The 24,001-nt window shown below is 43.5% G+C and carries 28 protein-coding genes and 1 pseudogene; 7 read left to right on the top strand and 22 right to left on the bottom strand.

Going from position 1 to position 24,001, the window contains the following annotated elements; all coding sequences use genetic code 11:
* Positions 1–5: 5 nt before the first annotated feature.
* The 15 genes and pseudogenes from H8S75_RS19665 to H8S75_RS19605 form a co-directional block, all read right to left on the bottom strand.
* Positions 6–1,040: an ERF family protein gene (locus tag H8S75_RS19665; protein WP_243270359.1), complete on the bottom strand. Its 1,035-nt coding sequence runs from the start codon at positions 1,038–1,040 to the stop codon at positions 6–8.
* Complete coding sequence (locus H8S75_RS19660) at positions 1,018–1,479, bottom strand: hypothetical protein (RefSeq protein WP_002591435.1); 462 nt, start codon at positions 1,477–1,479, stop codon at positions 1,018–1,020. The genes H8S75_RS19665 and H8S75_RS19660 overlap by 23 nt, the downstream gene beginning before the upstream one ends.
* A 13-nt stretch (positions 1,480–1,492) precedes the next feature.
* Entirely contained in the window at positions 1,493–2,071 is a 579-nt protein-coding gene (locus H8S75_RS19655; protein ID WP_002591434.1) for a hypothetical protein, read from the bottom strand.
* 15 nt (positions 2,072–2,086) lie between these two features.
* The gene (locus H8S75_RS19650; protein WP_002591433.1) at positions 2,087–3,118 is read right to left on the bottom strand and encodes a YqaJ viral recombinase family nuclease; all 1,032 of its coding nucleotides are present in this window, start codon (positions 3,116–3,118) and stop codon (positions 2,087–2,089) included.
* A 55-nt stretch (positions 3,119–3,173) separates the two neighbouring features.
* Entirely contained in the window at positions 3,174–4,301 is a 1,128-nt protein-coding gene (locus tag H8S75_RS19645) for an endonuclease III (protein WP_187023061.1), read from the bottom strand.
* Between the two features lie 13 nt (positions 4,302–4,314).
* Positions 4,315–4,449: a hypothetical protein gene (locus H8S75_RS33110; protein ID WP_002591431.1), complete on the bottom strand. Its 135-nt coding sequence runs from the start codon at positions 4,447–4,449 to the stop codon at positions 4,315–4,317.
* Positions 4,450–4,485: 36 nt separating this feature from the next.
* Positions 4,486–5,478, bottom strand: coding sequence for a DUF5688 family protein (locus tag H8S75_RS19640; RefSeq protein ID WP_243270356.1), 993 nt, complete (start codon positions 5,476–5,478; stop codon positions 4,486–4,488).
* A gap of 261 nt (positions 5,479–5,739) precedes the next feature.
* Positions 5,740–6,324 carry a hypothetical protein gene (locus H8S75_RS19635; RefSeq protein ID WP_187023060.1) on the bottom strand — a complete coding sequence of 195 codons (585 nt, stop codon included), beginning with the start codon at positions 6,322–6,324 and terminating at the stop codon, positions 5,740–5,742.
* Between the two features lie 126 nt (positions 6,325–6,450).
* A pseudogene (locus tag H8S75_RS19630) lies at positions 6,451–6,675 on the bottom strand (MBL fold metallo-hydrolase); the annotation flags it as partial.
* Between the two features lie 4 nt (positions 6,676–6,679).
* Positions 6,680–7,012: a DUF3795 domain-containing protein gene (locus tag H8S75_RS19625; protein WP_155560780.1), complete on the bottom strand. Its 333-nt coding sequence runs from the start codon at positions 7,010–7,012 to the stop codon at positions 6,680–6,682.
* 177 nt (positions 7,013–7,189) lie between these two features.
* Positions 7,190–7,516: an MFS transporter gene (locus tag H8S75_RS32760; RefSeq protein WP_243270355.1), complete on the bottom strand. Its 327-nt coding sequence runs from the start codon at positions 7,514–7,516 to the stop codon at positions 7,190–7,192.
* Between the two features lie 22 nt (positions 7,517–7,538).
* Positions 7,539–8,351 (bottom strand): MFS transporter, encoded by an 813-nt coding sequence (locus tag H8S75_RS19620; RefSeq protein WP_243270368.1) that lies wholly within the window; start codon positions 8,349–8,351, stop codon positions 7,539–7,541.
* Positions 8,344–10,911, bottom strand: a complete 2,568-nt coding sequence (locus tag H8S75_RS19615; protein WP_187023059.1) for a PEP/pyruvate-binding domain-containing protein — start codon at positions 10,909–10,911, stop codon at positions 8,344–8,346. Before H8S75_RS19615 ends, H8S75_RS19620 begins: the two co-directional genes overlap by 8 nt.
* Positions 10,908–11,519: a TetR/AcrR family transcriptional regulator gene (locus tag H8S75_RS19610; RefSeq protein WP_155560783.1), complete on the bottom strand. Its 612-nt coding sequence runs from the start codon at positions 11,517–11,519 to the stop codon at positions 10,908–10,910. The genes H8S75_RS19615 and H8S75_RS19610 overlap by 4 nt, the downstream gene beginning before the upstream one ends.
* Positions 11,520–11,773: 254 nt before the next feature.
* A complete protein-coding gene (locus H8S75_RS19605; RefSeq protein WP_155560784.1) occupies positions 11,774–12,106 on the bottom strand; it encodes a hypothetical protein in 333 nt (110 codons plus the stop codon).
* A gap of 126 nt (positions 12,107–12,232) precedes the next feature.
* On the opposite strand from H8S75_RS19605, the gene H8S75_RS19600 reads away from it, so the two are divergent.
* Positions 12,233–12,493: a helix-turn-helix domain-containing protein gene (locus tag H8S75_RS19600; RefSeq protein WP_002591426.1), complete on the top strand. Its 261-nt coding sequence runs from the start codon at positions 12,233–12,235 to the stop codon at positions 12,491–12,493.
* Between the two features lie 269 nt (positions 12,494–12,762).
* Here the strand turns inward: H8S75_RS19600 and H8S75_RS19595 are convergent, their stop codons facing one another.
* Positions 12,763–13,032, bottom strand: a complete 270-nt coding sequence (locus H8S75_RS19595) for an LPD28 domain-containing protein (protein ID WP_002591425.1) — start codon at positions 13,030–13,032, stop codon at positions 12,763–12,765.
* Positions 13,033–13,631: 599 nt separating this feature from the next.
* Here H8S75_RS19595 and H8S75_RS33105 point away from each other — a divergent pair.
* Complete coding sequence (locus H8S75_RS33105; protein ID WP_256265362.1) at positions 13,632–13,757, top strand: hypothetical protein; 126 nt, start codon at positions 13,632–13,634, stop codon at positions 13,755–13,757.
* 54 nt (positions 13,758–13,811) lie between these two features.
* Here H8S75_RS33105 and H8S75_RS19590 read toward each other — a convergent pair whose 3' ends face one another.
* The 5 genes from H8S75_RS19590 to H8S75_RS19570 form a co-directional block, all read right to left on the bottom strand.
* Positions 13,812–14,423: a hypothetical protein gene (locus tag H8S75_RS19590; protein ID WP_187023058.1), complete on the bottom strand. Its 612-nt coding sequence runs from the start codon at positions 14,421–14,423 to the stop codon at positions 13,812–13,814.
* 214 nt (positions 14,424–14,637) lie between these two features.
* Positions 14,638–15,252: a DUF1963 domain-containing protein gene (locus H8S75_RS19585; RefSeq protein WP_187023057.1), complete on the bottom strand. Its 615-nt coding sequence runs from the start codon at positions 15,250–15,252 to the stop codon at positions 14,638–14,640.
* A gap of 38 nt (positions 15,253–15,290) precedes the next feature.
* Positions 15,291–16,091: a helix-turn-helix domain-containing protein gene (locus H8S75_RS19580; RefSeq protein WP_187023056.1), complete on the bottom strand. Its 801-nt coding sequence runs from the start codon at positions 16,089–16,091 to the stop codon at positions 15,291–15,293.
* Between the two features lie 52 nt (positions 16,092–16,143).
* Positions 16,144–16,326, bottom strand: a complete 183-nt coding sequence (locus H8S75_RS19575; protein ID WP_118682422.1) for an immunity protein Imm33 domain-containing protein — start codon at positions 16,324–16,326, stop codon at positions 16,144–16,146.
* 17 nt (positions 16,327–16,343) lie between these two features.
* The gene (locus tag H8S75_RS19570; RefSeq protein WP_187023055.1) at positions 16,344–16,976 is read right to left on the bottom strand and encodes a hypothetical protein; all 633 of its coding nucleotides are present in this window, start codon (positions 16,974–16,976) and stop codon (positions 16,344–16,346) included.
* Between the two features lie 351 nt (positions 16,977–17,327).
* Between H8S75_RS19570 and H8S75_RS19565 the strand changes: the two genes are divergently transcribed.
* From H8S75_RS19565 to H8S75_RS19545, 5 genes are all read left to right on the top strand, one after another.
* Positions 17,328–17,741 (top strand): cysteine-rich VLP domain-containing protein, encoded by a 414-nt coding sequence (locus H8S75_RS19565; protein WP_155560787.1) that lies wholly within the window; start codon positions 17,328–17,330, stop codon positions 17,739–17,741.
* Positions 17,742–17,852: 111 nt separating this feature from the next.
* A complete protein-coding gene (locus H8S75_RS19560; protein ID WP_187023054.1) occupies positions 17,853–18,248 on the top strand; it encodes a replication initiator protein A in 396 nt (131 codons plus the stop codon).
* Positions 18,249–18,432: 184 nt separating this feature from the next.
* The gene (gene mobV / locus H8S75_RS19555; protein ID WP_155560789.1) at positions 18,433–19,374 is read left to right on the top strand and encodes a MobV family relaxase; all 942 of its coding nucleotides are present in this window, start codon (positions 18,433–18,435) and stop codon (positions 19,372–19,374) included.
* Positions 19,375–19,444: 70 nt separating this feature from the next.
* Positions 19,445–19,636, top strand: coding sequence for a hypothetical protein (locus H8S75_RS19550; protein WP_155560790.1), 192 nt, complete (start codon positions 19,445–19,447; stop codon positions 19,634–19,636).
* A gap of 94 nt (positions 19,637–19,730) precedes the next feature.
* Positions 19,731–21,242 (top strand): recombinase family protein, encoded by a 1,512-nt coding sequence (locus H8S75_RS19545; protein ID WP_187023053.1) that lies wholly within the window; start codon positions 19,731–19,733, stop codon positions 21,240–21,242.
* Between the two features lie 398 nt (positions 21,243–21,640).
* On the opposite strand, the gene H8S75_RS19540 is transcribed toward H8S75_RS19545, so the two are convergent.
* Positions 21,641–23,398 carry a S8 family peptidase gene (locus H8S75_RS19540; RefSeq protein ID WP_187023052.1) on the bottom strand — a complete coding sequence of 586 codons (1,758 nt, stop codon included), beginning with the start codon at positions 23,396–23,398 and terminating at the stop codon, positions 21,641–21,643.
* Positions 23,399–24,001 lie beyond the last annotated feature (603 nt).

Genomic DNA, 24,001 nt, shown 5'->3' with positions numbered 1-24,001 from the left:
GCGGCCTACAGCGTGCTCAAAAGCAATCTGGCGCCTTGTCGGATTATTTCATTTCTGCCGCGGTAATTATAGGCTATCCACTCCAACGCCTTCACCCCTTCTTCTCCCTGATTGAGCAGCTCACTCAGACATTTATTGTTATAGATACCAAATGTGCAAACAATATTGCCAGCTTCCTCAATTGTCATATTTACAGCCGGCTGTGGGCTTACTTCGTTTGGCAGATTCACCATCGTCCCATTCTCCGGCATGATATGGCGGCTCAGAACCGGACGGTTCGTGTCTCCCTTATCTGCCTTCTGTTTATCTTTTGCAGATTTCCTTCTGGTCTTTTTTGCATCTGATTCCATACCCCCATCTTGTTGTTTTGCTGTTTCTTCCGCATCCGCTTCCTCCTGCCCTGATTCTGGGTTCATCTCTGAATCATTCATCATGGAACGTTCTTCAGATGCATCAACTTCGCTCTCCTCAGCTTCCTCCGGTAATTCATCCGGTACTTCCTGTCCGCCTTCCATTTCAGCGTCCAGTTCCATATCGGTTATTCCAGAGGCATCTCCTGCTATACCTTCTGAATCCCGATCTGAGAAATCATATGCATCAGAGGACAAGCCATCATTTTCCGGTATGCTCCCATCATATGTATCCGGTGGAAAATCCCGCATATCCGGGTCTACACCGCCCTGGTCGATGCAGTACTTATCCATTAGGTAGTATTTCATGGCATATGTGAGCGCACTGCCTTTTGCTTTCTCCGGCATTTCATGGGTACCGATGGCATGGATTGTAACGGTTACCTCGTCTTCTGGCTTCTCTGCATTAATCCACTTTAGTTCTAAATCTGCCTCATACAGCCACATTTGACAATATGCTAAGAATTCAACATAGACAGAGTCCCCATTCTCGTTTCTCTTTGAAGCACATTCCGAAACAATTTCAAAGTTCACATTCCATCGGTTCATTGCCGGGGTCAGATAGCGGAAAATATCATCAATCTTTATAAAATCATAATTCACGTCCTCACTGTATGCGCGTTTTACCAATGCAGGTATCTCCGAGCGGATCTTTACCATTTTTTCCTGTAGTGTTAAAATCTTTTGTTCCATGTTCATTCCCTTTCTTAACGTGTGATTTGTATTCCATCATAATTGTCTCCACCTGGCCTCTTAGTCCATATGCCAGATCTCGTACCATCTCAAAATCCATATCCACAAACAATGCCTGATGGAGTTTTTCCTTTACCTTTGCCTGAGTCACAGCCTGCTGCAACTCAGTAAATAAGCGAGATTCTTCACTCGCAAGCACATAACCGCCCTGACCGGAATATACCACATCACATAAGTATTTTTTCGCAGTATCTGTTAGCTCACAGGACCAGTCATTCGGAGTTCTATGGCCGGCAAAACCGGCTTTTTCCCGTTTCAGCTTTCTTAACCAAACTCTAAGCTTTAATTCCAGAAAATGTCTCTCATTATCAGTCAAAATTCCTCCTATGTTATAGTAAGACAGAGGGTACTGATGCAATCAGACTGGCAATACGGTAAGATTCTCCCTGTATTTCTTTTTCCTCTTTTACCACCCAGTCACACCATTCCACTGCGAACCGAGTCAATATCTGCTGAAGTGTACGGTCCTCCTTTTGCATAGCAACCAGGAACTGGCGAAATGGATTGCAAATTTCCCATTCTGTTTTAGATAAATATGCTGCAAACAGCCGTTCAACTGATTCCGTCTGGTGGCCGCTTACCGAAACTTCATTGGGTGCAGAATCCCCATACGTGACCCAAGGCCATAAATTGGTCTTTGAAAGCTCTGGTTTCAGTTTACAGGACAATTTCACACTGCCCTCATTTCGTTCATCCCACTCACTACTGGAGGATAAACATATAAACCACTGCCCAATCAACATCATAAAATTATGCCTGATTCTGTAGTCTTCCTTCAACATAAGCTTCATAAAATCCGTATGGTCCACAATAACAACATTGAGATATCGGCCAACCAAGATTTCCTGTACCTTCTTTCCATCTATCACAGATACCATTTCTTCTGGCTGTCTCATTTCTTCGTCCATTTTCATTTTCCTCCCCTAACTTGCCTTATCCTCTTTAATATAAAAAGACTGTGAGGTATTTGTCTGCGCATACTCTCTGTAAATATCCGGATGCATAAGCTGCAGCACCTCCAGGCTGTCTTTATTGATGGAAGTTGTAACTTTCCTGTTATAGCCGGCCAAATATCTGATATTACCAGTTTCCAGTACCGCTTCCTCAGCTCCCTCCATGGCTTCCTTTATTGGCGCATAGGCAAGTTTCATCTGTTCATCTATCTGATCCATTTGACGCTTCAATTCTGACTTCCGTTTTTTCAGTTTCAGATAGGACGTCATGTTTGCCGCATATGATGGTGGGAGTACAATTTGTTTATTCTCCTGCACACCATAGCGTCCCTGAATGCTTTTAAGCATTAAGTCAGCCTTCTCCGTATACTTAGGTGGTTTTCTTAAAGCAACACACTGATTCCAGAAATACGATTCCTGCCGAATCAGTTCTTCTTCCTGTGCCAAATCACGCTCCAGGCGCCGTATGATAAGAGAACCCTCATGGTTACCATGAAGGCAGAGAAAAATTATGCCATCTACGTTAGCCACACTCATATAATGAATCCCCTGGAGAACATAGTGCGGCGGAATATTTCCACCTTCCCAGCCATTCATGTGGTGGTAACTGAACGAGGTTTTGCACTCCAACAAATAGATCTTCTCATCAAGCTTAACGAAAAAATCAAAATCAGATATCATAAACGGATACAGCGGATGCCGGAACATTTTACGCACAGCATACGGTCTGGTATCTGTGCGTTTCATAAAAATCTGAACCACCAATTCCTCCAGACGCTTTCCGATTTCCTTTGCTACCCAGCCATCATCATTCTGTTCTCTGATTTTTTTATGTACCTTCTCTTCATATAAATCCCTGGCTGTTTTCCAAGGCGAGATGCCGCACACGGCCGCCGCATCACTCCCCCCAATCCCCAGTGTTCTGTATAATTTCCATTCGTCATGGGATAGGGTTGTTATATCCTCCACCAGCACATCTGGTTCATAATTCAGGTTCAGCATATTGTCTCCTTTCTGACAGAACAGTAGGGTTCCCTGCCCTGCCTTATTTCTTTCATCAGTACAGAATCGTTCCTGGGATATCATATTCATGGAAACGATAGGTCAAGCACCGTGAAACCATCTCTTCCAAATCGGTTAATGCCTTTGCAATCATTCCATTGCTCTGTGCCAGAAAAATCGCCTCACAGATTCCACAATAAATATCATAGCCATTACAGATTCCCGGTCCATGTCCGGCCTTAAACTGTTCTACCGTCTGGGCTGTCAGCGCCTTACTGATACCAGCCTTAATCATAACACTAGCCATAACGTTAGCCGGATAGCTGGCATATACATGAAACAGCTTCGACAAATCACCAATGGCCTCCTGATATCTGGCAAATATCTGTCCCATATTCTGAGAGAAATCTTCTATGGATGCATTATTCGTATGCTCCAATTTCAATGGTTTTCCTAAAATCAACGGCCTCTTCTCTGCTCCCAGCAGAAGAGAATAATAGATATTCGCACCACTTACGCCAACATCGGATGTCTGGACACGAATCAAAGCTGATAATACGTTATCTGCCTGTAAGCCATACTGGAGCAGCAGTTCCCGGTATGTATCCAAGAGTCCTTTTTCTTCCAATTCCCAGGACGCCATTGCCAGAGAATGGCTGAACAGGCCGTTTGAAAAGGTAGCCTTGTCATAGTTTTCTGCAACATAGATAGATGCTACTTCAAATAATTCCGGCATTGGCAGGACGGAATAGTCACTTGGGTCTCCGCCATGTACCGCGCGCACCTTTCCTTCATGAATTCTCACAAGCGCATTTCCCTTTGTCACATTCAGACAGTCATTTAATACCCGGGCTAATTTCCCCTTCGGCAAATCCAATAGCGCAGAACCTGCAATCCTGGCCCTGCTCTCGATTGACTTCATGGTGGTCTGTCCGACCGGATAATAGGTACTGCCAAGGCATAAGAACAGGCCGGAATTCTTCATTGTATCTTTTATGATTTCCTCTTTCTCGTCCATGTCCTTTATCTTCTCGCAAATCTCTGGTTCTTCCTCTCCGGCAATCACAAGAACAGTATTGGTGGGATGTTTCTGCCATTCTGCCCCGCACTCAATCCCATCCAAAAATTCGAGAAACTCTTCCTTATCATAGAATGTCTTTGAAAAATCATCTGCAAAATTCATATGCGCCCTCTCCTTATAAGTTAATTAGAACAGATACGATATGGCCTCCGCTGATAACAAACTCATAGCCATCCTTTCCCATCTCAACCATTTCGCCGATTGTGAGCTGGTCTCTCCCTGCGTTATCCCATCTTGCTTCTAACTTCATTTGTTTTCCTTCCTTTCTTTTATTTTTGTCCAGGCTTTATGCCTGAAAATCATCATTTGTTGCTACATGCAGTTTCTTATCCGCCCGGTCAAACAAATATACAAGGTCAGAAAGCTTCACTCCTTTATTTTCAATATTTAAGGCATGTATCACAGCTTTCCAATCCGCAATAGAGGTTCTATTTTTTCTGGACGGAATTAATATAATCTCATGAATGTCTACCGGAAGTATAAGGAGGCTGTCATTGCAGCTCTCTGAAATCTGTCCCAACAGATGATTGTCAATCATATTGCTGGCTCCATACAGGCCACTTTGATTTGACAGCACATACATAGGGTTCTTCTGTTCCTGATGGCTTTTGATAGATTGGAGCATCTCACCAAATGTGTTTCCTATTGGAGCTGATATCACCTTCCAGTCCTTAATTTCAACCATTTCAATCACCGGTGGATTGAGATCTGTATTTGACTTTGCCGTTTCCAGCACGTCCTGCAGCTCCACTTCCCACCGGTCTAAATCCTCGTTTACCACGGTTCTAACATACGATTCTCCATCCACCGTAATAAAAATCAAGAAGTACGCCACCATGTCGTAGTATCTGATATGCGGTATATACTTCAGCACTTCCTCATTGTCTTCGCGATTGACCAATGCACAAACAAGATTGTTTTTTACGTTGCTAAAGCTATCTCCTGTGAGATATGGACCATTTAAGAATCCTCTCTTTTTTTTGTACTCTTCTATCACTTTTGTTACCGCCCTTTGAATGTCTTCCTCATTATCCAGCCAATGAAACTCACTGCCGTTTAGGTATATCCAAATTCCAGCTGATTCACCGGATTTTTGGACTCCAACCCTGAGAAATTCCTCGTCCTGTTTTTCCATTCGCTGCGGAAATGTCGCTTTATATTCCGCTCCCAAGTTCTCCTTTAACTTCTCTTCAAAACTTGTCTTACGCGTTTCCATGTTCATTTTTTCTTTCTCCTTTTCTTTTTTAGCAAAAAAATAAGACACCAGAAACTTCTTCAAATTTCTGATGTCTTACTTACAAACAGAGATTGCTTCTCTGCCTGGCTTTCTTATGTTAGGCTCATGCCTGAAAAACTTAGCTTCCGGTTGCCCGGAACAAACATTCCAATGCGCTTAGTAAAAAAGCGGCACAAATCAATGTCATGTTTATTTTATCACTATATATAGTGTTTGTCAATATTTCAAATCTATATATAGCTATTCAATCCCATGTGATTGCTAAATCGTATCAATTCTTCATATCCTCTCTACTGTGTAATATCATGAAATCTGTTTATATCCTCTCCTATAGTTTTTCTCTATCCAGCTAAGCAGCTTTTTCTCTCCCAATTCCTCCATACAGAAATCATAAAGCTTGGGATTATATGCTTTCAGCCTTACGAATTTTTCAAAGCTTGTCAGATGACAGCCCACTGGACAGAACAGACAGCCGGTTCTTTGTTCTCCTGTGCACTTAAACGGCCCACATGATGGAAAGAACCCAATCTGACCGGGAACTTGCCCCACTTCGACCACCTCACCATAAGGCTCTGCAATTTCTAACTGTTTTTCCACTGTATACCGGAGCACATCCTGTGCTCTCCAAAATCCCATTGGCTTACTAAGTGGCCTTTCGCTTTCAAAGCTATTACAGCCAGTACGAAGATATGCTTCCTTGCGCCTGGCAGCTTCCTCTGCCATAAGTGCTAAAATGGGATGCCGTCCAGTCTGCTTCTCATACAGGGCAATCGGCTCCTCATTCTGCTTAACACAGCAGTAGTGTGATATCAGAATATCCGATTCATACAGTGGTAGCCATTTTGTATACCCCTGCCGATACTCGGATTTTTTTCCATTCCGATCCAATCCATGCAACTTGTTGAGGGCCCATTCCTTTCCCTGCCTCGCATACCAGTCTTAGGTGTGGAAATATAGTAACCCACCTCTGTATCACGCAATAGCTGGTGGTCTATGTTAATCACACGGTTAGTTCAATGAAGCAAGATATACTTCAGGGTCAGTAGAAGGATAGTATGCAAACAGTATATCTTTATATACCAAATCGCCAGTAAATAAGTATCCTTTGTCTTTTTCCAAAAAACACAAATGCCCTGGTGAATGTCCAAGTGTATGCAACACTTTAATTTGCCGTCCGCCAATATCTATCACATCATGGTCAGTTACAATTTTTGTTGGCATTCCTTGAAATAGCTCGTAAGATTTATCCTTTCAAATTCTTCAAAGCAGACGGATTATTCTCTAAGATTTCTCCAACAGTGGGACATGTCTCTAAATCCAAACAATCGCCACAAGTAGCAACACCCTTTTCTAATGCACACTGGCGAATACCACACATATTATCACAAAATACGGTTTTAATTCCGTCAACACGACAACCTTGACAGTTAATATGCTCAGGAAGAATAGGTGCATTATTTAATTCAGCCCATAGCTTCGCAGTTTTTTTTCGTAATTCTTGGTTGTCATTGATTGTTGCAATATATGCATCACATTTTTCACAATCCAGTCCACAATATGCAATCATTTTTTTCATGGTTATGTACCCCCATAATTTCAAATTTATCAATTTCGTATCTTCTTGCATTCTTCTATTTTCAAATCATTACCTTGTTGAATTTATAGCCAACACCCCAGACAGTTAATATGTACTGTAGATTGTCTGGGGACGTGAATTAAGGATATTATAGGTTTAAGTAAACGTCCTCTTCCATCATTTATTCTTTTGATTTTTTATCCAGATACAGCAGATAACCACTCCGATTAAGGCTATCCCTCCCGTGGTTATATATGGTAATTCAATATTGCTTTCATACAGATACCCAGTTAATAAAGGAGCAATAACTTTGCTAAGATTTCCGGCGGTACTGGCAAATCCCATCAGTGTTCCTTTATGCTGATTGTCAGTTTTTGAAAGGGTTGCGTTTAATGTGGGTACTGTAATAGCAGAAGATACCGCAAATAAGCCAAAAACCACCAACACACTAACAAACCCAGTTGTCAATACCATGGCAAACGCTACTAAGGCTTTGCAAAACATACCTATCAGTATTAGTCGCTTCTCACCAATTTTTTTTTGATAAAGGACCAGTCAAAAAGCTTTGTACTACAATCAAAATACCTGCTAGAGCCATCCAAATAACACCAACTTGCTTAGTGGAAAACCCAAACTTATCTACGACATACAGCCCCGTAATTCCTTGCAAGCCTGTTTGACAGAAATGCACGACGAAAATAAGTATCAAAACCATTCCTGCTGAGCCAAAAATTATACTTTTCAGGTCTGAAAAATCAAAGGGTTTTCTTTTTTCCGTCTGTCCTGAACGCTCAATTGACTCTGGCAAAAGTGTTAGAATTAGCAGAAAGGCAATAAATGAAATGCCGGCTCCTGTAAAAAATGGGAGCGCAAGCGAATAGCCTGCAAGAATGCCTCCCAATAATGGTCCCATCATTACGCCAACGCTCATTGAAGCTCCAAGTTGACTCATATTCTTGCTTCTTTCTTCCTCCGAGCTGGAATCTCCAACATATGCCAAAGATGCAACGGACGTAGCAGATGACAAAATACCTGATAAACTGCGAGCTATAAATAGCGTCCAAAAGGATGAAGCCAAACCGAACAGGAACAAACTGATGGAATATCCTATAATACCAATGCTGATAATCGGCTTTCTACCAATTCGGTCGGACAGTGCACCCCAAAAAGGTGCGCATACTGTTTGTGCCAGAGCATATACGGCAGTGAGCCATCCAAGCTCACGGCCGCCAGCACCTAGATTTTCCATGTAAAATGGCATGACCGGAAGAATTAAGCTATATCCTAACGCAATCACCAAAGTAGCAAGCTTTAAAGCGAAAATCGGCTTTCTATTCATCAATCGTCACCGTCCCCTCCGAGCCGTCCACCGTTATCATTTGTCCATTTTTAATACTTCTCGTTGCTGTGTGTGTCGCCATAACGGCAGGGATACCACATTCCCGTGCAACAATACTTGAATGACTGAGAGGACCTCCAATATCCGTTACAATTCCACTTGCAGAGGCAAATAAGGGTGTCCAAGCCGGAGTTGTAGTAACGGCAACCAAAACACTTCCCGGCTGGAAATTTTTAAAATCTGCCGGATTATTTAGTACGCAGGCACGAGCTGTCACGACACCAGAACTGGTTCCTATACCCCTCAACACGGTTTTTCCATCTTTTTGTTTCTGTGGTGCATGTGATATGCTTTTTACTTTCTTCTCAGGTAACTGAGCTGGTGGCACATAGCCCTGGTACTTTTTGAGTTCCGCTTTTCGCTCAAGTATCGATTTTCTTCTATCGGATAAAGGTATATTTTCGTCTAACTGTATTATGAGTTTTTCCAATTCCAATTTTGTGAGCCAATAAATATCATCTATATGCGAAGTAGCTCCGCCACGTATAAGGCGTGCTGAAATTTCATGAAACATCCGGCGAATCAGAGGATGCCCCATTCCCATCAAATAAATAGCATTTTCACGCATAGGAGCAGTTTCCTGCGCCCAATGGAGCAACTTCAAAAACAGTTTTTTGCGTGAGCTACCTATATGTTGTAAAATTTCTTCTTCTGCCTGTTTCCTATGCTTTTCAAATTTGGATTGACGTAAAAAAGGACTTTCACCTTTGCCTTCTACAAAGGTTTTTATGGATTCAAAGGTTGGTGTAAGTGTTTCCTGCGGTGTGGAATATGCAAAATCAAATTCATAAGCGGTACGACCAAACTCTTTAAAATACTGATTGATTCGATTTTTCCATTCTATCCATACTTCCAGCGAAACTCCGTCAGGCGGAACTGAGGACATAAAATTTTCCGCTATCTTTGCTGTTGGATTACTTTGCAGATAAAGATTGAGAGTATTATTTTGCTTTACCCATTCCGAGAGACTCCACAGGTTCTTTTCGGCTTGCAGAGCAATCGTATCAAATCCAAGCAGGAAAACAGAAGTATCTGTTATACCAGCGCGACGAGCCGCTCCCTGAAAAAATTTTGTAAATAATGTTTCGCTGATAGAGGCGGCTGGTAATGTAAGCTGAATCCTCGTGAAATAAATACACGCTCCATAAAATACAGTCTGAATCCCCTCCATTATTTGATGAGCATTCAGCATATGAATGGGCTTTTCTTCCCATTGTTTAATCACATCCTCAAATTCTTTTCGTGCTGTTTCCCAGCGTGCAACACTGTTCGTGAGCGCACGGCGTAAAGATCGGGGGGAAAGGGATTTGAGAGCAATCAAAAGAGGCTTTGAATTAGCGGAAAGATAAACATATCCGTTAATAATCGTATATGCTCCGTTTTCTGGCAGTAGCTTTTTCGCACTTTTACCAAACATATCTATCCATAAAAGCGCCGACGCACGGTTGACTATTTCAAGCCCAAGTGTGGCGAATAAGGGCGTAACAGGATTTGGCAAGTGTTCCGCTAGACTGCCTCTTGTATATATAACATCCTTTTCCGGTAACGTCCATTCCGGCGGTAGGACAGTAATGGGGCGAGCCTGAACAATATACAACTTATCTTTTTCCAGTGCCCACTCTACATCCATAGGCATTTCATAATACTTCTCAATTTTTTTTCCAAGCTGTGTCAATCGCATAACTTGATTGCGAGTAAGAGCATGTTTTTTCCTAAACTGTTCAGGAGTTGGGATTTCTTCTGTTCCATCTGAGTTGCGGACTGTCATAATCTCTTTGTTTGCTACTTCATACGATACAATTCGTTCAGCATCTTTATCTACAACGATTGTATCAGGGGTGACTAAACTAGAAACCACCGATTCGCCAAGTCCCCACGCGGCGTTAACAATCATTTCGCTGCGTCTGCCATTGATAGGGTTTAGCGTAAACATAACGCCGGACGCATCGGAAAACGCAAGCTTTTGTACTACAACAGCAAGTGCGACAATTTCCTGCTTTATATCATTCTTCACGCGGTAAGCAATAGCGCGGGCTGTCCATAGGGAAGCCCAGCACCTCTTTACAGCGTCAAGAACTTCATTCTCACCTTGTATGTTAAGATAGGTTTCCTGCTGGCCTGCAAAAGAAGCGTCGGGCAAATCCTCGGCGGTTGCGGAGGAACGGACAGCCACCGCTATATTTCCCAATCCAGCATATGCGGTTTTAATTGCATCTGATACTTCCTGCGGCATTTCTCCATTATGGAAAAGCATCCCTATCTGCGTAGATGCATTTTCAAGCTGGCTGGTATTGTTAGAGTCAATACCGTCCAGCAACTTATTAATGTGAGGCTGAATATGGTTCTTTTCAACAAAAATCTTGTATGAAGTAGTCGTAACATGAAAGCCCTCCGGCACAGGGATACCCGCTGTCAAAAGTTTTGATAAAGACATACCTTTTCCGCCGACCATTTCAAGGGTTGCCTGTTTATGCAACAAGGGTAGAGTATAATAAATCATAATAACTCACCTCCATCATTCATAATTCCGTGTAGAAATATATCCATTGTTTCATCAAGCATTTTCTCCGGACTGGCTGATGGTCGGGATGTGTAAATGATTGATATAATGGAGTTAATTAACAAATGCGTCATAAGATCGGCATTCGTCTTACGGAAGACGCCTGATTTCACTCCATTTTCAATTACAGATTTTATAATATCCTGATATGCGTAACGCGCAGTTTTCAGCCGCTTTCGATAATCTTCTTCTAAATAGTCAGATTCTGTATTTAACCACATCAGCACCGTTCGATACTGCTTTGGTACTCCAAGATGATTCAGCATGATTTTTCTAAGACACTGTTCCGGCGAGGATTCATCGGCAATAATCCTATGAACCTTTTTAATTGTTTCTTCTATTTCTTTCTCAACTGCATATACAACAATCTCGTCTTTCGTTTTGAAAAAATCATACAGACTGGACTTTCCCATGTTTGCTAAAATCGCAATTTCCCTCATTGAAGTTTTTTGGAATCCATTTTTCTCTATGAGTTGCATAGCAACACTGATTATTTCTTCTCGGCGCTCTTCTTGTTGTTCTGGTGTAAGCATAATTCCTTTTGGCATATTATGATACCTCCTTATAACGACCATCGGTCGCTTCTTGTTTCGCATTTATTATATAGCGACCGATGGTCGCTTGTCAAATCTAATTTTTTATACAAGAAAATAAGGCATCAGAAACTTCTTCAAATTTCTGATGCCTTACTTACAAGCAGAGACATCTTCTCCTTCATAATCTCATAGGTAATGCGTAAATTCATATTCCATAAAAAAAGTAAGGCGTAATTCCTTTCTTTCTCCATCTTTGGATATATCTATTATGATATATCAAATATTTCTTTTAAAATTCCTTGTAACTCTTGTGTTGGTGCTTCTTTACAAAATTGATATAGCCATTTTTCACATCTGCTTATTTCACGTTCAAAGCTATCAGAAAAATCCTCTGCTGACTTATCAATATCCTCTTGGAATTGATTATAAAATTCATCCCAAAATTCCATTAATAAATTATAGAATTTCAACTCTATGAGTATATAGGTAATTCTATCGAACTCCTCATACGTTATATTATTTCCTTGAGACATTTCTTTTGCCGTTTCATTTCCGCATAAGTAGTAAAACAGTAATCTTTCAATATCAGCCTTTTTCATAAATAAATATTTTTCACCCCATTGTATAAAATTCGTTATCACGAAACATTATAATTCTTAATGGTTATAAAATCAAGAATATATTTCGTTATTGCGAAACTTACAGACATACCAGGGGGATTATATATGCAAAAACTAAGACCAGATATGGATATTGGCCACAACATTCAATTTCTGCGACATTTAGCTGGTTTAACACAAGATGAAACTGTTGCCAAATTGCATCTTATGAATCTTAATATTTCTAAGAGCACTTATGCAAAATTAGAAACCAATCGCATGAATATAAAAGTTAGCGAGTTAGTAGCATTATCCATAATTTTTAATGCGAATTTTGATGATTTTTTTCGTGGCTTACGTGACGAATTTTCCTCACATTTTGATTGATATATTTTTAAGAGTGAACTCTCCATTGTCTAAAGCCAATGGATTTTCTGCTTCATCGACCTCTCAATCTACTATCTCCACAGGCATAATTTCGGGCAGTCCCTGCCCTATCTAATTGACTGCTCTTTCTCATTCTTTTTCCATTCACTCCTTTTTGATCAAAAAGTAAGACACCAAAAACTTCTTCAAATTTCTGATGTCTTACTTACAAGCAGAGAAATCTTCTCCGCTAAGTTCTATCCAGTAGTGTGCATCTGCCGGTTTTCATTTTAAACATATTTAAAATCTCCTGTTTCTAACCACATTACTTTTTCCTTCAACAATAGTGGTTGGTTGCATATCAGGGAACCATAAAAATTAACCAGAACACCTTTTCCTACCCTTGCTGGTTCTGCCCCGCTGCCGTCATCGCCCGCCACCTCATACAGATATTTTCCATCTGGTACTGTTGCCCTGTCGATTCTCATATCATAGAATTCGCAAACAATACCTTTGACTTCTACTTTCTCAGTTTTAATCTTCCTGTAATCGTATCTCATACATCCTCCTAATTAAATACTCTGATCTCATATTTGTTCTCTTTCCAGATATCAGGCTTCTTATACTTCTTGTCTCTGTTTACTTGATTTTTTATTATCTTTTCCTAAATTACCACTCTCCTTTTTGGAAGCAAAAAAATAAGACATCAGAAATTCGTAAGGATTTCTGATATCTTACTTTACAGACAGAGACTCTGCCTGGCTCGTTCATATAAAAGGCTTACGTCTAAAAATTAGCTTCCGGTATAGATACCACCGGAACAAACATTTGAATGTGGTTTATAAACACACACAAATCAGTACTACTTTCATGATATCACTATATATAGTATGTGTCAATATTTAACCTCCACATAAGGTCAGTTTACAAGGAACTACACGCAGACCGTGAAACGGGCTGCTGACAACAAACGGCGCTATGCTCCCGTCATGGGGCATAGCGCCGTTTTGTTGTGGGGGTATCCAAAGGGGGCAACGCCCCTTTTGGCACACGACTTTGCATGCAAAGTGTAGTGTGTTATACGCACTGTCTGCGTCGCCGCGAAAATGCCATTGCCGCCGGATAGGGCAAGGGCATTTGAAACGGTAGGAAAACAGTCTTGGATTTGTGGGCGGGTGCTTCCACAAATGCGGGGCTGATTTCAGCAGCAGGCAGGGCGTATATGAAAGCTCCCATCTTTGATTACCCATCAGCAAAGACGGCGAGGCTGTCAACGGCGGCGTAGCCGCTTGTACTATCCTTGGCACCCTCTCCCGTTTTTGCTACCTGCACCTTTTAACTAACACCAATGAGGTGTTTTGGCAATAATAGGAATAGGGTTATATGCGTCAATTTCACAATCTTTTAGGTCAAACTTGCTATTATCCGATAACATAAGTTTATCATCGATTATCTCGGCAAATATGATTTTCTTATACAATGCCAATGCCTTTATGTAATCTCCCATATTAACATGTTCTTTTTTGTACGACATCAGGTAAAAAGCCCCGTAATTGGGAACCTTTATTGCGATGCCTTCTTCTATGGACGCACCTTCCTTTGGTGCCGAAATTGCTTCTTTAGCTTCATTATTTTGTTCATAAAACTTGTGTAGCCAGTCTTTGCGAACCGTCCCTTTTTTCGTAAACATTTCTGAACTTAGCAGTATAAAAATAAAATTTTGGTATCCTTGCCTTAAACTTATATATTGCTGCAACTCTATTAAATTCATTCTTTTTCCTCCTATCCGCCAAAGGCATATTTTTACTTCGGGCCAACTTGGCACGAAACTTTTTTTATATCTGTATTCTACCATACATTGGAAAATCTGCCATCTTGTTACCGCTTCTTGCCCCTCTGGTTGACCGGGCTCCTCACCAGTTCTGATTTTTCCGCAATCTTTTTCAGCCACTTTGTTTCTTTTTCTGACAGCTTCCTCAAATTCAGCCGAAGCCTTTTACGTGATTGAAATGGGCGGGAAGCCATTTTAGGGCTTTCCCACCTTGATTACCCTTTAGCAAAGACGGGCGGGGCTGTCAACGGCGGCGCATTTATGCGCCGTTCATCTTGTCGTTGACTGGCTCGGCTGACTTTGCTATCTCCCCAATAAACAGGAATTATAGGTGTTACATGTCTTCAATCAGAATAAAGCCCCCATCTTTCTTGCCATTGAGAAACGCAAACATTGTTGGAGCACCTCCAGCGTTTATATAAAATGGCAACCAATTTGTATGTAGCTGCAATAATAGAATGTTATCGGATTCAACTTTACTATTCTGGAAAAAAGCGGGGATACCGCAAAATTTATCTACATCTATTTGTTTAAATTCCGTGGTGGCTATCTCTTCGTTTTCAGTTATTTGGGGTATCCATATGGCCTCGCTATCAACTGTTGGACCAACACAAAAATTTTCGGTATGAATATATTCTGGAATTTTTCCATTAGGTTGAATAAGGATCGCATTTTCTCCCTTATCAGGATAAATTATGTCTGGGTCAAAAAATGAGTCAGTCTCATCTTCTGGCTGTGTCATAAAAATATATGCTAAAGTCAAATCTTTCAACTCTCTATAAAAATCATTTAATCGTATCTGTCCTATAAATTTTAATGGACGATTATCCCATGGAAGACTAACCGGCCATTGGGGGGATGCAATCCAATCTGGCTGTCCACCAAATCTTGTTATATAGTGTTCATCACTACTTTGGAAAATAAAAGTATCTATTTTGTAAGTTCTCATTTTTATTTGCTTCCTTTAAATTTTGATTTATCGTTCTCTTATTTTCTTCCACGCTGTGGGTTTGGATTTATCAGCAAGTCCGATTTCTCCGCAATCTTTTTCAGCCACTTTATTTCTTCCTCTGACAGCTTCCTCAAATTCAGTCGGAGCCGTTTACAGATAAAGGCCAAAGATGCTTGTTCCGGGTCGCTGTCCTCTCTGGCGGCTTCGTCTGCGGTCTGTAAAAATCCTTTCAGTGGATTGTCATCCGGGACACTGAAAAAATCGTCCTTGTGAGCTTCCCGCAGGTCAAAAGCTATCTTATTTATGTCCTGCTGTATCACATAGCGGCAAAAACTGTCTTCGTCAATGTGAGCGGTAATTAGCTGTCTTAACTGCGGGTCGGCCAAACCGGGATTGTGCCGTTTCATAATGATTGCGCTCATAGCGTCCACAATGGCGTTTGCGCCCTGCACCTGCTTTATCGCTACGCCGTTCACATAGATTTCAAGTTCAGCCATGAGCCGGGGGAAATCCGGGTGAGCCGCCAGTTCACACAGGAGAGAATTATCCACCAACCCACTTTTCAATAATTCAATCATATCGTCACTCAAACGAAGTTCTGCAAGATCGGCGTTTGGGTAATTTTTTGTTTCGGACAGTCCCAGCAGATAATCGGAGGTCACGCCGTAAAACTTCGCCAGCTTGATAAGGGCATAGTGGCTGATGTCCTTGAAATCCTCCGCTTCATAACTGCCCAGCGCAGACTTGGAGAGGTGGGTCTGCTCCGCAAGCTGTTCCAGTGTCAAGCCGCACTCCACGCGCAAGTCTTTCAATCGTTCTTGTATGGATAGTTCCATGCTCTCCCTCCTTGTCTGCCCGATAAACGGTAAGTTTGAAGTAGCCATTCAATCAAAATAACATAAAAGTATCTATTTCAAATTCATTCGACGATATCCGAATCAATTTCGTTCCTACAGGCATATCAATATATTTAAAAATATCTCTGTTCAATCGTTGCCACACCATTCCTACCACAAGCAGCATCAGGTTTTTAGGGTCTGAAAGGTATTCATCATCTTCATTACTGTCCATACCATAAATTCCACTCGTTATTTGTTCTCCGACGTAGAAGAAATAACCACTTCCAATTCACAGATTCTCTCTCGTTCTACTCCTTCGGCATATTTCAAGGGGCTTGTTACTCCTGAAATTTCTCCATGTAAAATCCTGGAGAGCATATTCCGTATGGAATCATCAGCCAAAGCTATCGCCTCTTTCAAATATGGAAATGTTATGTTGTCCACTATCAAATAGCGCAGACTGTCACATAGCCCATATTCCTTTCCCTGTTCGGGAACGTTCTGCAAATGTGATAATAGATATATTGCGCCGTTTTTTCCATGAAACCGAATGATACTGCGAATAACCTTTAATGTATCGTCCATAAATGAGGGCTGATAGCAGTCATCGTCTAACATATCAATAAATTTTGAAATATCTGTAACAGAAAACATCTCTGGGTGTTGGATAAATTCTTTATATATTTCGCCATAATTCCACAGCGTCCATAAGGTATCGTTCCCGTTTTCATCGAACATGGGTACATGGTCAGTGTGGATGCCATCAAAAAAATCTATCTTTTCTTCCAGTGTCATTGATTGCCATGCGTTCTTTTTGATTTTTCTGTAATGTTCGAGGTTTTTCAAATATTCCTCATGTGATTCTATCGGCTTATATGCCATAGTGTTATCCTCCTCCAGTCAAGCTGTCTCTTTCCACTTTGTGCTTTCCTATTTTACCACAATTCCGAGAGCGTGGAAATAGGGAGTTTTCCGGGCCGATTTCCGACTTTATGGATATACGGGACGGACGGTCATTTAGGTGTAGACTTATCTTAGTTCATCGATGAGCCGCACCTTGAAAACAGAATGACCGTCCGAAAAGGAATACCCCGGCGGGGGAAGCACCGCAAGGAGCCGACTTCGGGACAAATTGTCCCGAAGTCCGGGGAGCGTACCAACGCCGGAACACGCCGCAGAAATGGGGCAGGAAGCCTTTTCGGGGAGAACGGCAACAGGAAAACGGAGGGATACATGAGAAATAACCTATACAAGGATTTGCCGCCGTTGGAGCGCAGGCCGGACGGTTCCCTGTACCGCATGAACCCGGCGCAGAGGAAACAGGCCAACGCCCTTATCCGGCGGGAGTGCTGTAACTGTGAAAACGGGAATTGTATCGCCCTTGACGACGGGGACGCCCACGCTTGCCCGCAGATGATTTCTTTCTCGGTCTGCTGTAAGTGGTTCCGCTGGTCGGTCTTGCCGCTGGCGGGGACGCTGGAAGCAGAGATTTACCGGGGATGGGATTTGAAACGCTGTGCGGTCTGTAGCGGCGTGTTCGTTCCGAAGTCCAACCGGGGGAAATACTGCCCCGACTGCGCCGCCAGAGTTCACAGGCGGCAGAAAACAGAAAGTGAACGGAAAAGGAGGTCTGCTGTGGACAGTTAGGGCTTAAAAAGTCCTTGATTTTCAAGGCTTCCAGAGAGCGGAAACGGGGCAGGTGGTATAAAGTACCGTCCTCCCCCGAAAATGCCGCCCTAACCGTCCACAAAACACGATATGACAAGCACGATTTATATTCATCAGCCGGAGAAAGCGGTCAGCTTCACACGGCTCCCAAATTTCCTCTTTGAAGCCCCCACATTCAGCCCTCTGTCCAACGAGGCAAAGGTGCTGTACGCCTTTATCCTGCGCCGGACGGAGTTATCCCGCAAGAACGGCTGGGTGGACGAATACGGGCGCATTTACCTGTATTATCCAATCTGCGAGGTGGTCGCCCTGCTCCATTGCGGGCGGCAAAAGGCGGTCAACACCCTGCGGGAATTGCAGTATGCGGGGCTTGTGGAGATACAGAAGCAGGGCTGTGGAAAACCCAACCGCATTTACCCAAAATCCTATAAAGCGGTATCAAACACCTACTTCAAGAAATCCGGTTATGGTACGCCGGAGGGCTGAAAACCGCACTCATGGAGTACGATAATCAATCCTCTTGAAGTACGAAAACCGGACGGAAGATAGAAATACAGAGATTAACAGATTTTATTCATATCTTATCCATTCCAATCCTATCAGAGATAATTCCGGCGGGATTTTCCCTGTGGAAAAGTCCCGGATAGGAAAGGAATGGGGAAAGGAGTTTATGGCACAACACGCAATTTTGCGATTTGAGAAGCACAAGGGCAACCCGGCAAGGCCGCTGGAAGCCCACCACGAACGGCAAAAGGAACAGTACGCCAGCAATCCCGACATTGACACCAGCAGGAGCAAATATAACTTCCACATTGTCAAGCCGGAGGGACGCTACTACCACTTCATTCAGAGCCGCATTGAACAAGCGGGGTGCCGCACCCGCAAGGACAGCACACGCTTTGTGGATACGCTCATTACCACCAGCCCGGAGTTTTTCAAGGGCAAGTCCCCAAAGGAGATACAGGCGTTTTTCCAGCGGGCGGCAGACTTCCTCATAAACCGGGTAGGCCGGGAAAATATCGTGTCAGCGGTGGTACACATGGACGAAAAGACGCCCCACCTGCATTTGACCTTTGTTCCGCTGACAAAGGACAACCGCCTGTGTGCTAAAGAGATTATTGGGAACAGGGCAAATCTGACGAAGTGGCAGGACGATTTTCACGCCTATATGGTGGAGAAGCACCCCGACTTGGAGCGTGGCGAGAGTGCAAGCAATACAGGCAGGAAGCATATCCCCACCCGGCTGTTCAAGCAGGCGGTTTCCCTCTCCAAACAGGCGAGGGCGATTGAAGCCACGCTGGACGGTATCAATCCGTTGAACGCCGGGAAGAAGAAAGAGGAAGCCCTTGCCATGCTCAAAAAGTGGTTCCCGCAAATGGAGAACTTCTCCGGGCAACTCAAGAAATACAAGGTCACGATAAATGACCTTTTGGCAGAAAATGAAAAGCTGGAGGAACGAGCCAGAGCCAGCGAAAAGGACAAGATGAAAGGCACGATGGAACGTGCAAAGCTGGAAAGCGAGCTAAAGAACATTCAGCGGCTGGTTGACCGTATCCCGCTGGAGGTGCTGGCAGAACTGAAGCACCAGCAACGGCACACAAAGGAACGGTAATGGATGACAGAAAAAATTTCACGCCGCAGCATGGCGGCACTGCACTTTAAAAATTAAATACGGAGGTACTATGGAGCATACCAGATACAAGAAAGAAACCGAAGTCGTAACTTTTCAGGGAAAGGAAATCACGCTGGAAAATCTCTCCCCGGTGTTCACGCCGGAACAGGAAGCGGCAAAACGCCGGGAGCTGGAACAACAGCTTTATGAGGTGTTCCGCAAGTATGCCGACAAACGGCAGAGTGAGGAAGCCGGGGCATAAGGTTTTCCAAAGCCATCGTTGATTTGCGGGGCTGCTGACGGTATAATAAAGGTGTCAGCAGCTCCGTTTCTTTTTTAAGAAAAGGAGCGACAATATGAACAATCGAATAGACGCAATCTATGCAAGACAATCGGTAGACAAAAAGGACAGCATTTCCATTGAAAGCCAGATTGAATTTTGCAAATACGAGTTGAAAGGCGGTAACTGCAAGGAATACACAGACAAAGGGTATAGCGGCAAGAACACAGACCGTCCGAAGTTTCAAGAACTGGTGCGAGACATCAAGCGGGGCTTGATTGCAAAGGTCGTAGTTTACAAGCTCGACCGTATCAGCCGTTCTATTCTGGACTTTGCCAACATGATGGAACTGTTCCAGCAGTACAATGTGGAGTTTGTGTCCTCTACGGAAAAGTTTGATACCTCCACCCCGATGGGGCGGGCGATGCTGAATATCTGTATCGTGTTCGCCCAGCTTGAAAGGGAAAACATACAGAAGCGGGTAACGGACGCTTACTATTCCCGCAGTCAGCGAGGTTTCAAGATGGGCGGCAAGGCTCCCTACGGCTTCCACACCGAGCCGATCAAGATGGATGGTATCAACACAAAGAAGCTGGTGGTAAACCCGGATGAAGCGGCAAATATCCGGCTGATGTTTGAGATGTACGCCCAGCCCACCACCTCCTACGGGGACATTACCCGTTACTTTGCGGAACAGGGGATTTTATTCCATGGCAAAGAGCTGATACGCCCCACGCTGGCGCAGATGTTACGCAATCCCGTCTATGTGCAGGCAGACCTTGAGGTGTACGAATTTTTCAAAAGTCAGGGGACGGTCATTGTCAATGACGCTGCCGATTTTACGGGAATGAATGGCTGCTATCTGTATCAAGGACGGGATGTGAAGCCCAGCAAGAAGAACGACTTGAAAGACCAGATGCTGGTGCTGGCTCCCCATGAGGGTATCGTCCCCTCCGACATCTGGCTGACCTGCCGTAAGAAGTTGATGAACAACATGAAAATCCAGTCTGCCCGAAAAGCCACCCACACATGGCTGGCGGGAAAAATCAAGTGCGGGAATTGTGGGTATGCCCTTATGAGCATTAACAATCCTGTGGGGAAACAATATCTCCGCTGCACAAAACGGCTGGATAACAAGAGCTGTGCCGGGTGTGGGAAAATAATCACTTCGGAACTGGAAGCGGTTGTTTATCAGCAGATGGTAAAGAAGCTGGCAAGCTACAAGACATTGACAGGCAGAAAGAAAGCGGCAAAGGCAAACCCGAAAATCGCCGCCCTGCAAGTGGAGCTTGCTCATGTGGACGGCGAGATTGAAAAGCTGGTGGACAGTCTAACGGGCGCAAACAATGTCCTGCTCTCCTATGTGAATGTGAAGATAGCGGAACTGGACGGACGCAAGCAGGAACTTCTGGCGAGGATAGCGGAGCTGACAGTGGAAGCCATCAGCCCGGAACAGGTCAGCCAGATTTCCGGCTACCTCGACACTTGGGAGAATGTATCCTTTGACGACAAGCGGCGGGTGGTGGACTTAATGATTACCACCATAGCCGCCACAAGCGACAGCTTGAATATCACATGGAAAATCTGACGGGTGGCACACCTCCCGTCAGATACCTACCCTGTGTAGTCCCTTGTAAACTGTACTTATGGTTTGTTCAACTATTTTCAGAAGAACCGTGCCATTTCTGACTTGATGAAAAGTTTTCGTCCATGATTGGGAGGCAGATGGATATACGGGTTAAGCTGAACCCCATTGACCAGCGATTGGCTACTCTGAAAAAGCATATCGAGCCAACCGTCCTCTACATGAAATATAAAGGGAAAAGGCGTTGACCGATACGGTGCAAGCGTATTTGTGGCGGCACACCACTACCTCAAAATTAATCCCTTACCACCGATAAGACTATTTTTTAGCATCTCAGCCAAAATATCCATCAAGTTCCCCCGTATCCGTGATATGCATAAGAATCTGATGCTTTAGATAATTCATCTTATTTCTCTTAACCGTAAAAAAGTTTCATATAAGTTCAGAGCCCCATATCCCCATTCCCTATTGGGATATGATAGTGCTGGATTCCGTTTTGCTCCTCTTATTAAAAATGCTTTGACAGTGGCTTCGCTCATTGCTATGTTATGTCCTTCTATTATGCCCCAGCTTAAAAGATTAGCGACTGCACCAGCAACATGGGCAGCAGCAACCGAAGTTCCGGTTCGGGTAGTCATGGGAATGGAGTCTTGGTTCCTTCGCCCTATCGATGGCCCGCTTACATTAACCCCTGGAGCTGCCAAATCCGGTTTTATCAATCCGTCTATTGTATATCCACGGCCGGAATGAATGTAGATGCTGTTATTTAAATGATTATAGGCTCCTACTGTGATTGGAGAGGGAGAATCTCCCGGGAGGGTTATGGTCGTATATGGGCTGGGAGTCAGAAACACGGTTTCATCAGAAATCAAGGTATGGGCCGGAAGCCACATATTAAATTGCCCTGTAAGATACTGGGTATTATACACGCGTATTCTCCAAATTCCATTAGTTGGGGCTTCAAAACGGATAAAAACAAGCTGTTTGCCTGCGCCTGTCTCAATCAGCTGGTAATTAACTGTAATGACCGTGGGTTCCAAAAGGAACGGGATAGAGGTTTCGTTTCTGCCTATGATAGGAATGCGGCCTATGGATTCACCACTGGGTGAGACAAATCCAACCGAATATGTATCAGCGGTGTCGGCCCAGAGTTCTACTACAAATCCACGTTGGGATTCCGCATTCCCTACTCGGATTTCCACCTCAACGGACTCTTCCCCTATCGGTACAGACCCCATGTAATGATGCCCCCGGCCAGTTTCATTGCCTGCAGCAATTACCGTAGCCATTCCTAAATATCGGCTGATATCTTGAATCATTACATTCAATGGAGACGTCCCTTCATGGCTGCCCAGATTGGAGCCGATTCCCAGTAAAATAACCAGAGGTTTTCTCTGGCTGTATGCCTCCACACGCAGGTACTTAATGCCCATCATTATATCATTCTCCTGATAAGCATCCGCATCATTACTGATAAGATAGAAATCGCGCAGATATTGTTTGGCTGGTTTTAATTTGACGATTACCAGTTCACATTCCGGTGCTGCTCCTGTAAAATCCTGATTAGGCAGGATTCCTCCAGCAGCGATACCCGCCAAAAAGGTTCCATGTCCGTTGGTATCGGTAGAAGGCACCACGGCAAACGGATTATCAGATTCCAGTGCCTCGTTAATCTGCTCCTGCGTGTACTCTGTGCCATAGCTTGCCCCGCTGGCATTATAGCGGTTGGGTACACCGGCAGGAAGGAGGCTTTTATCTTCTGGAAGGCTCTGATCCCAAATACTCAAGATTCTGGTAGTTCCATCCTGATTACGAAATAAAGGATTGGTATAGTCAATTCCCGTGTCTATGATGCCGATTATAACACCTCTCCCTTGATTGCTAAGGGCAGGTGATGCATGGGTTGCCAAAATGCCGGAAGCCTCCATGCTGGAACTATCTAACAGTGTGTACAGTCCAGGGATACTATAATAGGTAAACTTACTTAGTGATATGGGTTCTACGGTATCTAGCGGGGTATATATAATGCTGAAATCAGTGCTTACAAAGTCCATACAGGGAATATCTTCCGAATTACCAGGAAATTGCTGCTGGCTTCCATTACGGTAGATAAAGTCAGCAATAGTCTCTGAGGCTGAGTTAATAGGGCAGTCCGCCATGGTGTACCTCATGCAGGGGATTTGATACAGTATATGCGGGATTTTGGAAACCTTTCACTATTGGCATCATATAGCAAACAAGCGATGGACACTCCTGTAAGCTGCCAGCGCACATTACAGCAGATGGTTCCCGCCTCACTTTTTCCCACAAAGAAAAATATCATCACGCACCATTTGCCTGTTAGCTGTAATAGGAATATCAAAAAATGTGATCTAAACCAACCTTCTTACATTCTCAGAGCATAGTTAGCCTTTTATACTGCTAATGAAGTCCACTTATAGCCTTTTTCACTAAGCATAGCTTTCATCAATGCCGTACCTATACACATAAATGGAAATTGCAAGGGTGTTTCATCATCAATATGGAGAGTATGATTTTACCACTAGCTCCGAAGTGAATTAGCAAAGAAAAGAGGGTAAACCGTATACAGGTGTCCATGTACAATATTAAGTGATTTTTATTTGAATATTTAGGTCAGTTTATAAGGAACTACACGCAGACCGAGAAACGGGCTGCTGACAACAAACGGCGGTATGCTCCCGGAGAGGGTAGCATACCGCCTGTTTTGTTGTCCGGGGATTCCAAAGGGGCTTGCCCCTTGG

Origin of the sequence: Hungatella hominis, assembly GCF_014288005.1 — a bacterium.
GTDB lineage: Bacteria > Bacillota > Clostridia > Lachnospirales > Lachnospiraceae > Hungatella > Hungatella effluvii.
This window is presented reverse-complemented; position numbering and strand designations above follow the sequence as displayed.

Excerpts from the sequence above, each read along its gene's own strand:
- H8S75_RS33110 (WP_002591431.1), bottom strand. The coding sequence starts at position 4,449 with ATGAAGTTAGAAGCAAGATGGGATAACGCAGGGAGAGACCAGCTCACA.
- mobV (WP_155560789.1), top strand. The coding sequence starts at position 18,433 with ATGGCACAACACGCAATTTTGCGATTTGAGAAGCACAAGGGCAACCCG.
- H8S75_RS19655 (WP_002591434.1), bottom strand. The coding sequence starts at position 2,071 with ATGGACGAAGAAATGAGACAGCCAGAAGAAATGGTATCTGTGATAGAT.
- H8S75_RS19610 (WP_155560783.1), bottom strand. The coding sequence starts at position 11,519 with ATGCCAAAAGGAATTATGCTTACACCAGAACAACAAGAAGAGCGCCGA.
- H8S75_RS19560 (WP_187023054.1), top strand. The coding sequence starts at position 17,853 with ATGACAAGCACGATTTATATTCATCAGCCGGAGAAAGCGGTCAGCTTC.
- H8S75_RS19595 (WP_002591425.1), bottom strand. The coding sequence starts at position 13,032 with ATGAGATACGATTACAGGAAGATTAAAACTGAGAAAGTAGAAGTCAAA.
- H8S75_RS32760 (WP_243270355.1), bottom strand. The coding sequence starts at position 7,516 with ATGTTTTGCAAAGCCTTAGTAGCGTTTGCCATGGTATTGACAACTGGG.
- H8S75_RS19565 (WP_155560787.1), top strand. The coding sequence starts at position 17,328 with ATGAGAAATAACCTATACAAGGATTTGCCGCCGTTGGAGCGCAGGCCG.
- H8S75_RS19620 (WP_243270368.1), bottom strand. The coding sequence starts at position 8,351 with ATGAATAGAAAGCCGATTTTCGCTTTAAAGCTTGCTACTTTGGTGATT.
- H8S75_RS19570 (WP_187023055.1), bottom strand. The coding sequence starts at position 16,976 with ATGGCATATAAGCCGATAGAATCACATGAGGAATATTTGAAAAACCTC.
- H8S75_RS19575 (WP_118682422.1), bottom strand. The coding sequence starts at position 16,326 with ATGGACAGTAATGAAGATGATGAATACCTTTCAGACCCTAAAAACCTG.
- H8S75_RS19625 (WP_155560780.1), bottom strand. The coding sequence starts at position 7,012 with ATGAAAAAAATGATTGCATATTGTGGACTGGATTGTGAAAAATGTGAT.
- H8S75_RS19605 (WP_155560784.1), bottom strand. The coding sequence starts at position 12,106 with ATGAAAAAGGCTGATATTGAAAGATTACTGTTTTACTACTTATGCGGA.
- H8S75_RS19650 (WP_002591433.1), bottom strand. The coding sequence starts at position 3,118 with ATGCTGAACCTGAATTATGAACCAGATGTGCTGGTGGAGGATATAACA.
- H8S75_RS19545 (WP_187023053.1), top strand. The coding sequence starts at position 19,731 with ATGAACAATCGAATAGACGCAATCTATGCAAGACAATCGGTAGACAAA.
- H8S75_RS19540 (WP_187023052.1), bottom strand. The coding sequence starts at position 23,398 with ATGGCGGACTGCCCTATTAACTCAGCCTCAGAGACTATTGCTGACTTT.
- H8S75_RS19550 (WP_155560790.1), top strand. The coding sequence starts at position 19,445 with ATGGAGCATACCAGATACAAGAAAGAAACCGAAGTCGTAACTTTTCAG.
- H8S75_RS19600 (WP_002591426.1), top strand. The coding sequence starts at position 12,233 with ATGCAAAAACTAAGACCAGATATGGATATTGGCCACAACATTCAATTT.
- H8S75_RS19615 (WP_187023059.1), bottom strand. The coding sequence starts at position 10,911 with ATGATTTATTATACTCTACCCTTGTTGCATAAACAGGCAACCCTTGAA.
- H8S75_RS19580 (WP_187023056.1), bottom strand. The coding sequence starts at position 16,091 with ATGGAACTATCCATACAAGAACGATTGAAAGACTTGCGCGTGGAGTGC.
- H8S75_RS19585 (WP_187023057.1), bottom strand. The coding sequence starts at position 15,252 with ATGAGAACTTACAAAATAGATACTTTTATTTTCCAAAGTAGTGATGAA.
- H8S75_RS19645 (WP_187023061.1), bottom strand. The coding sequence starts at position 4,301 with ATGAATTTTGCAGATGATTTTTCAAAGACATTCTATGATAAGGAAGAG.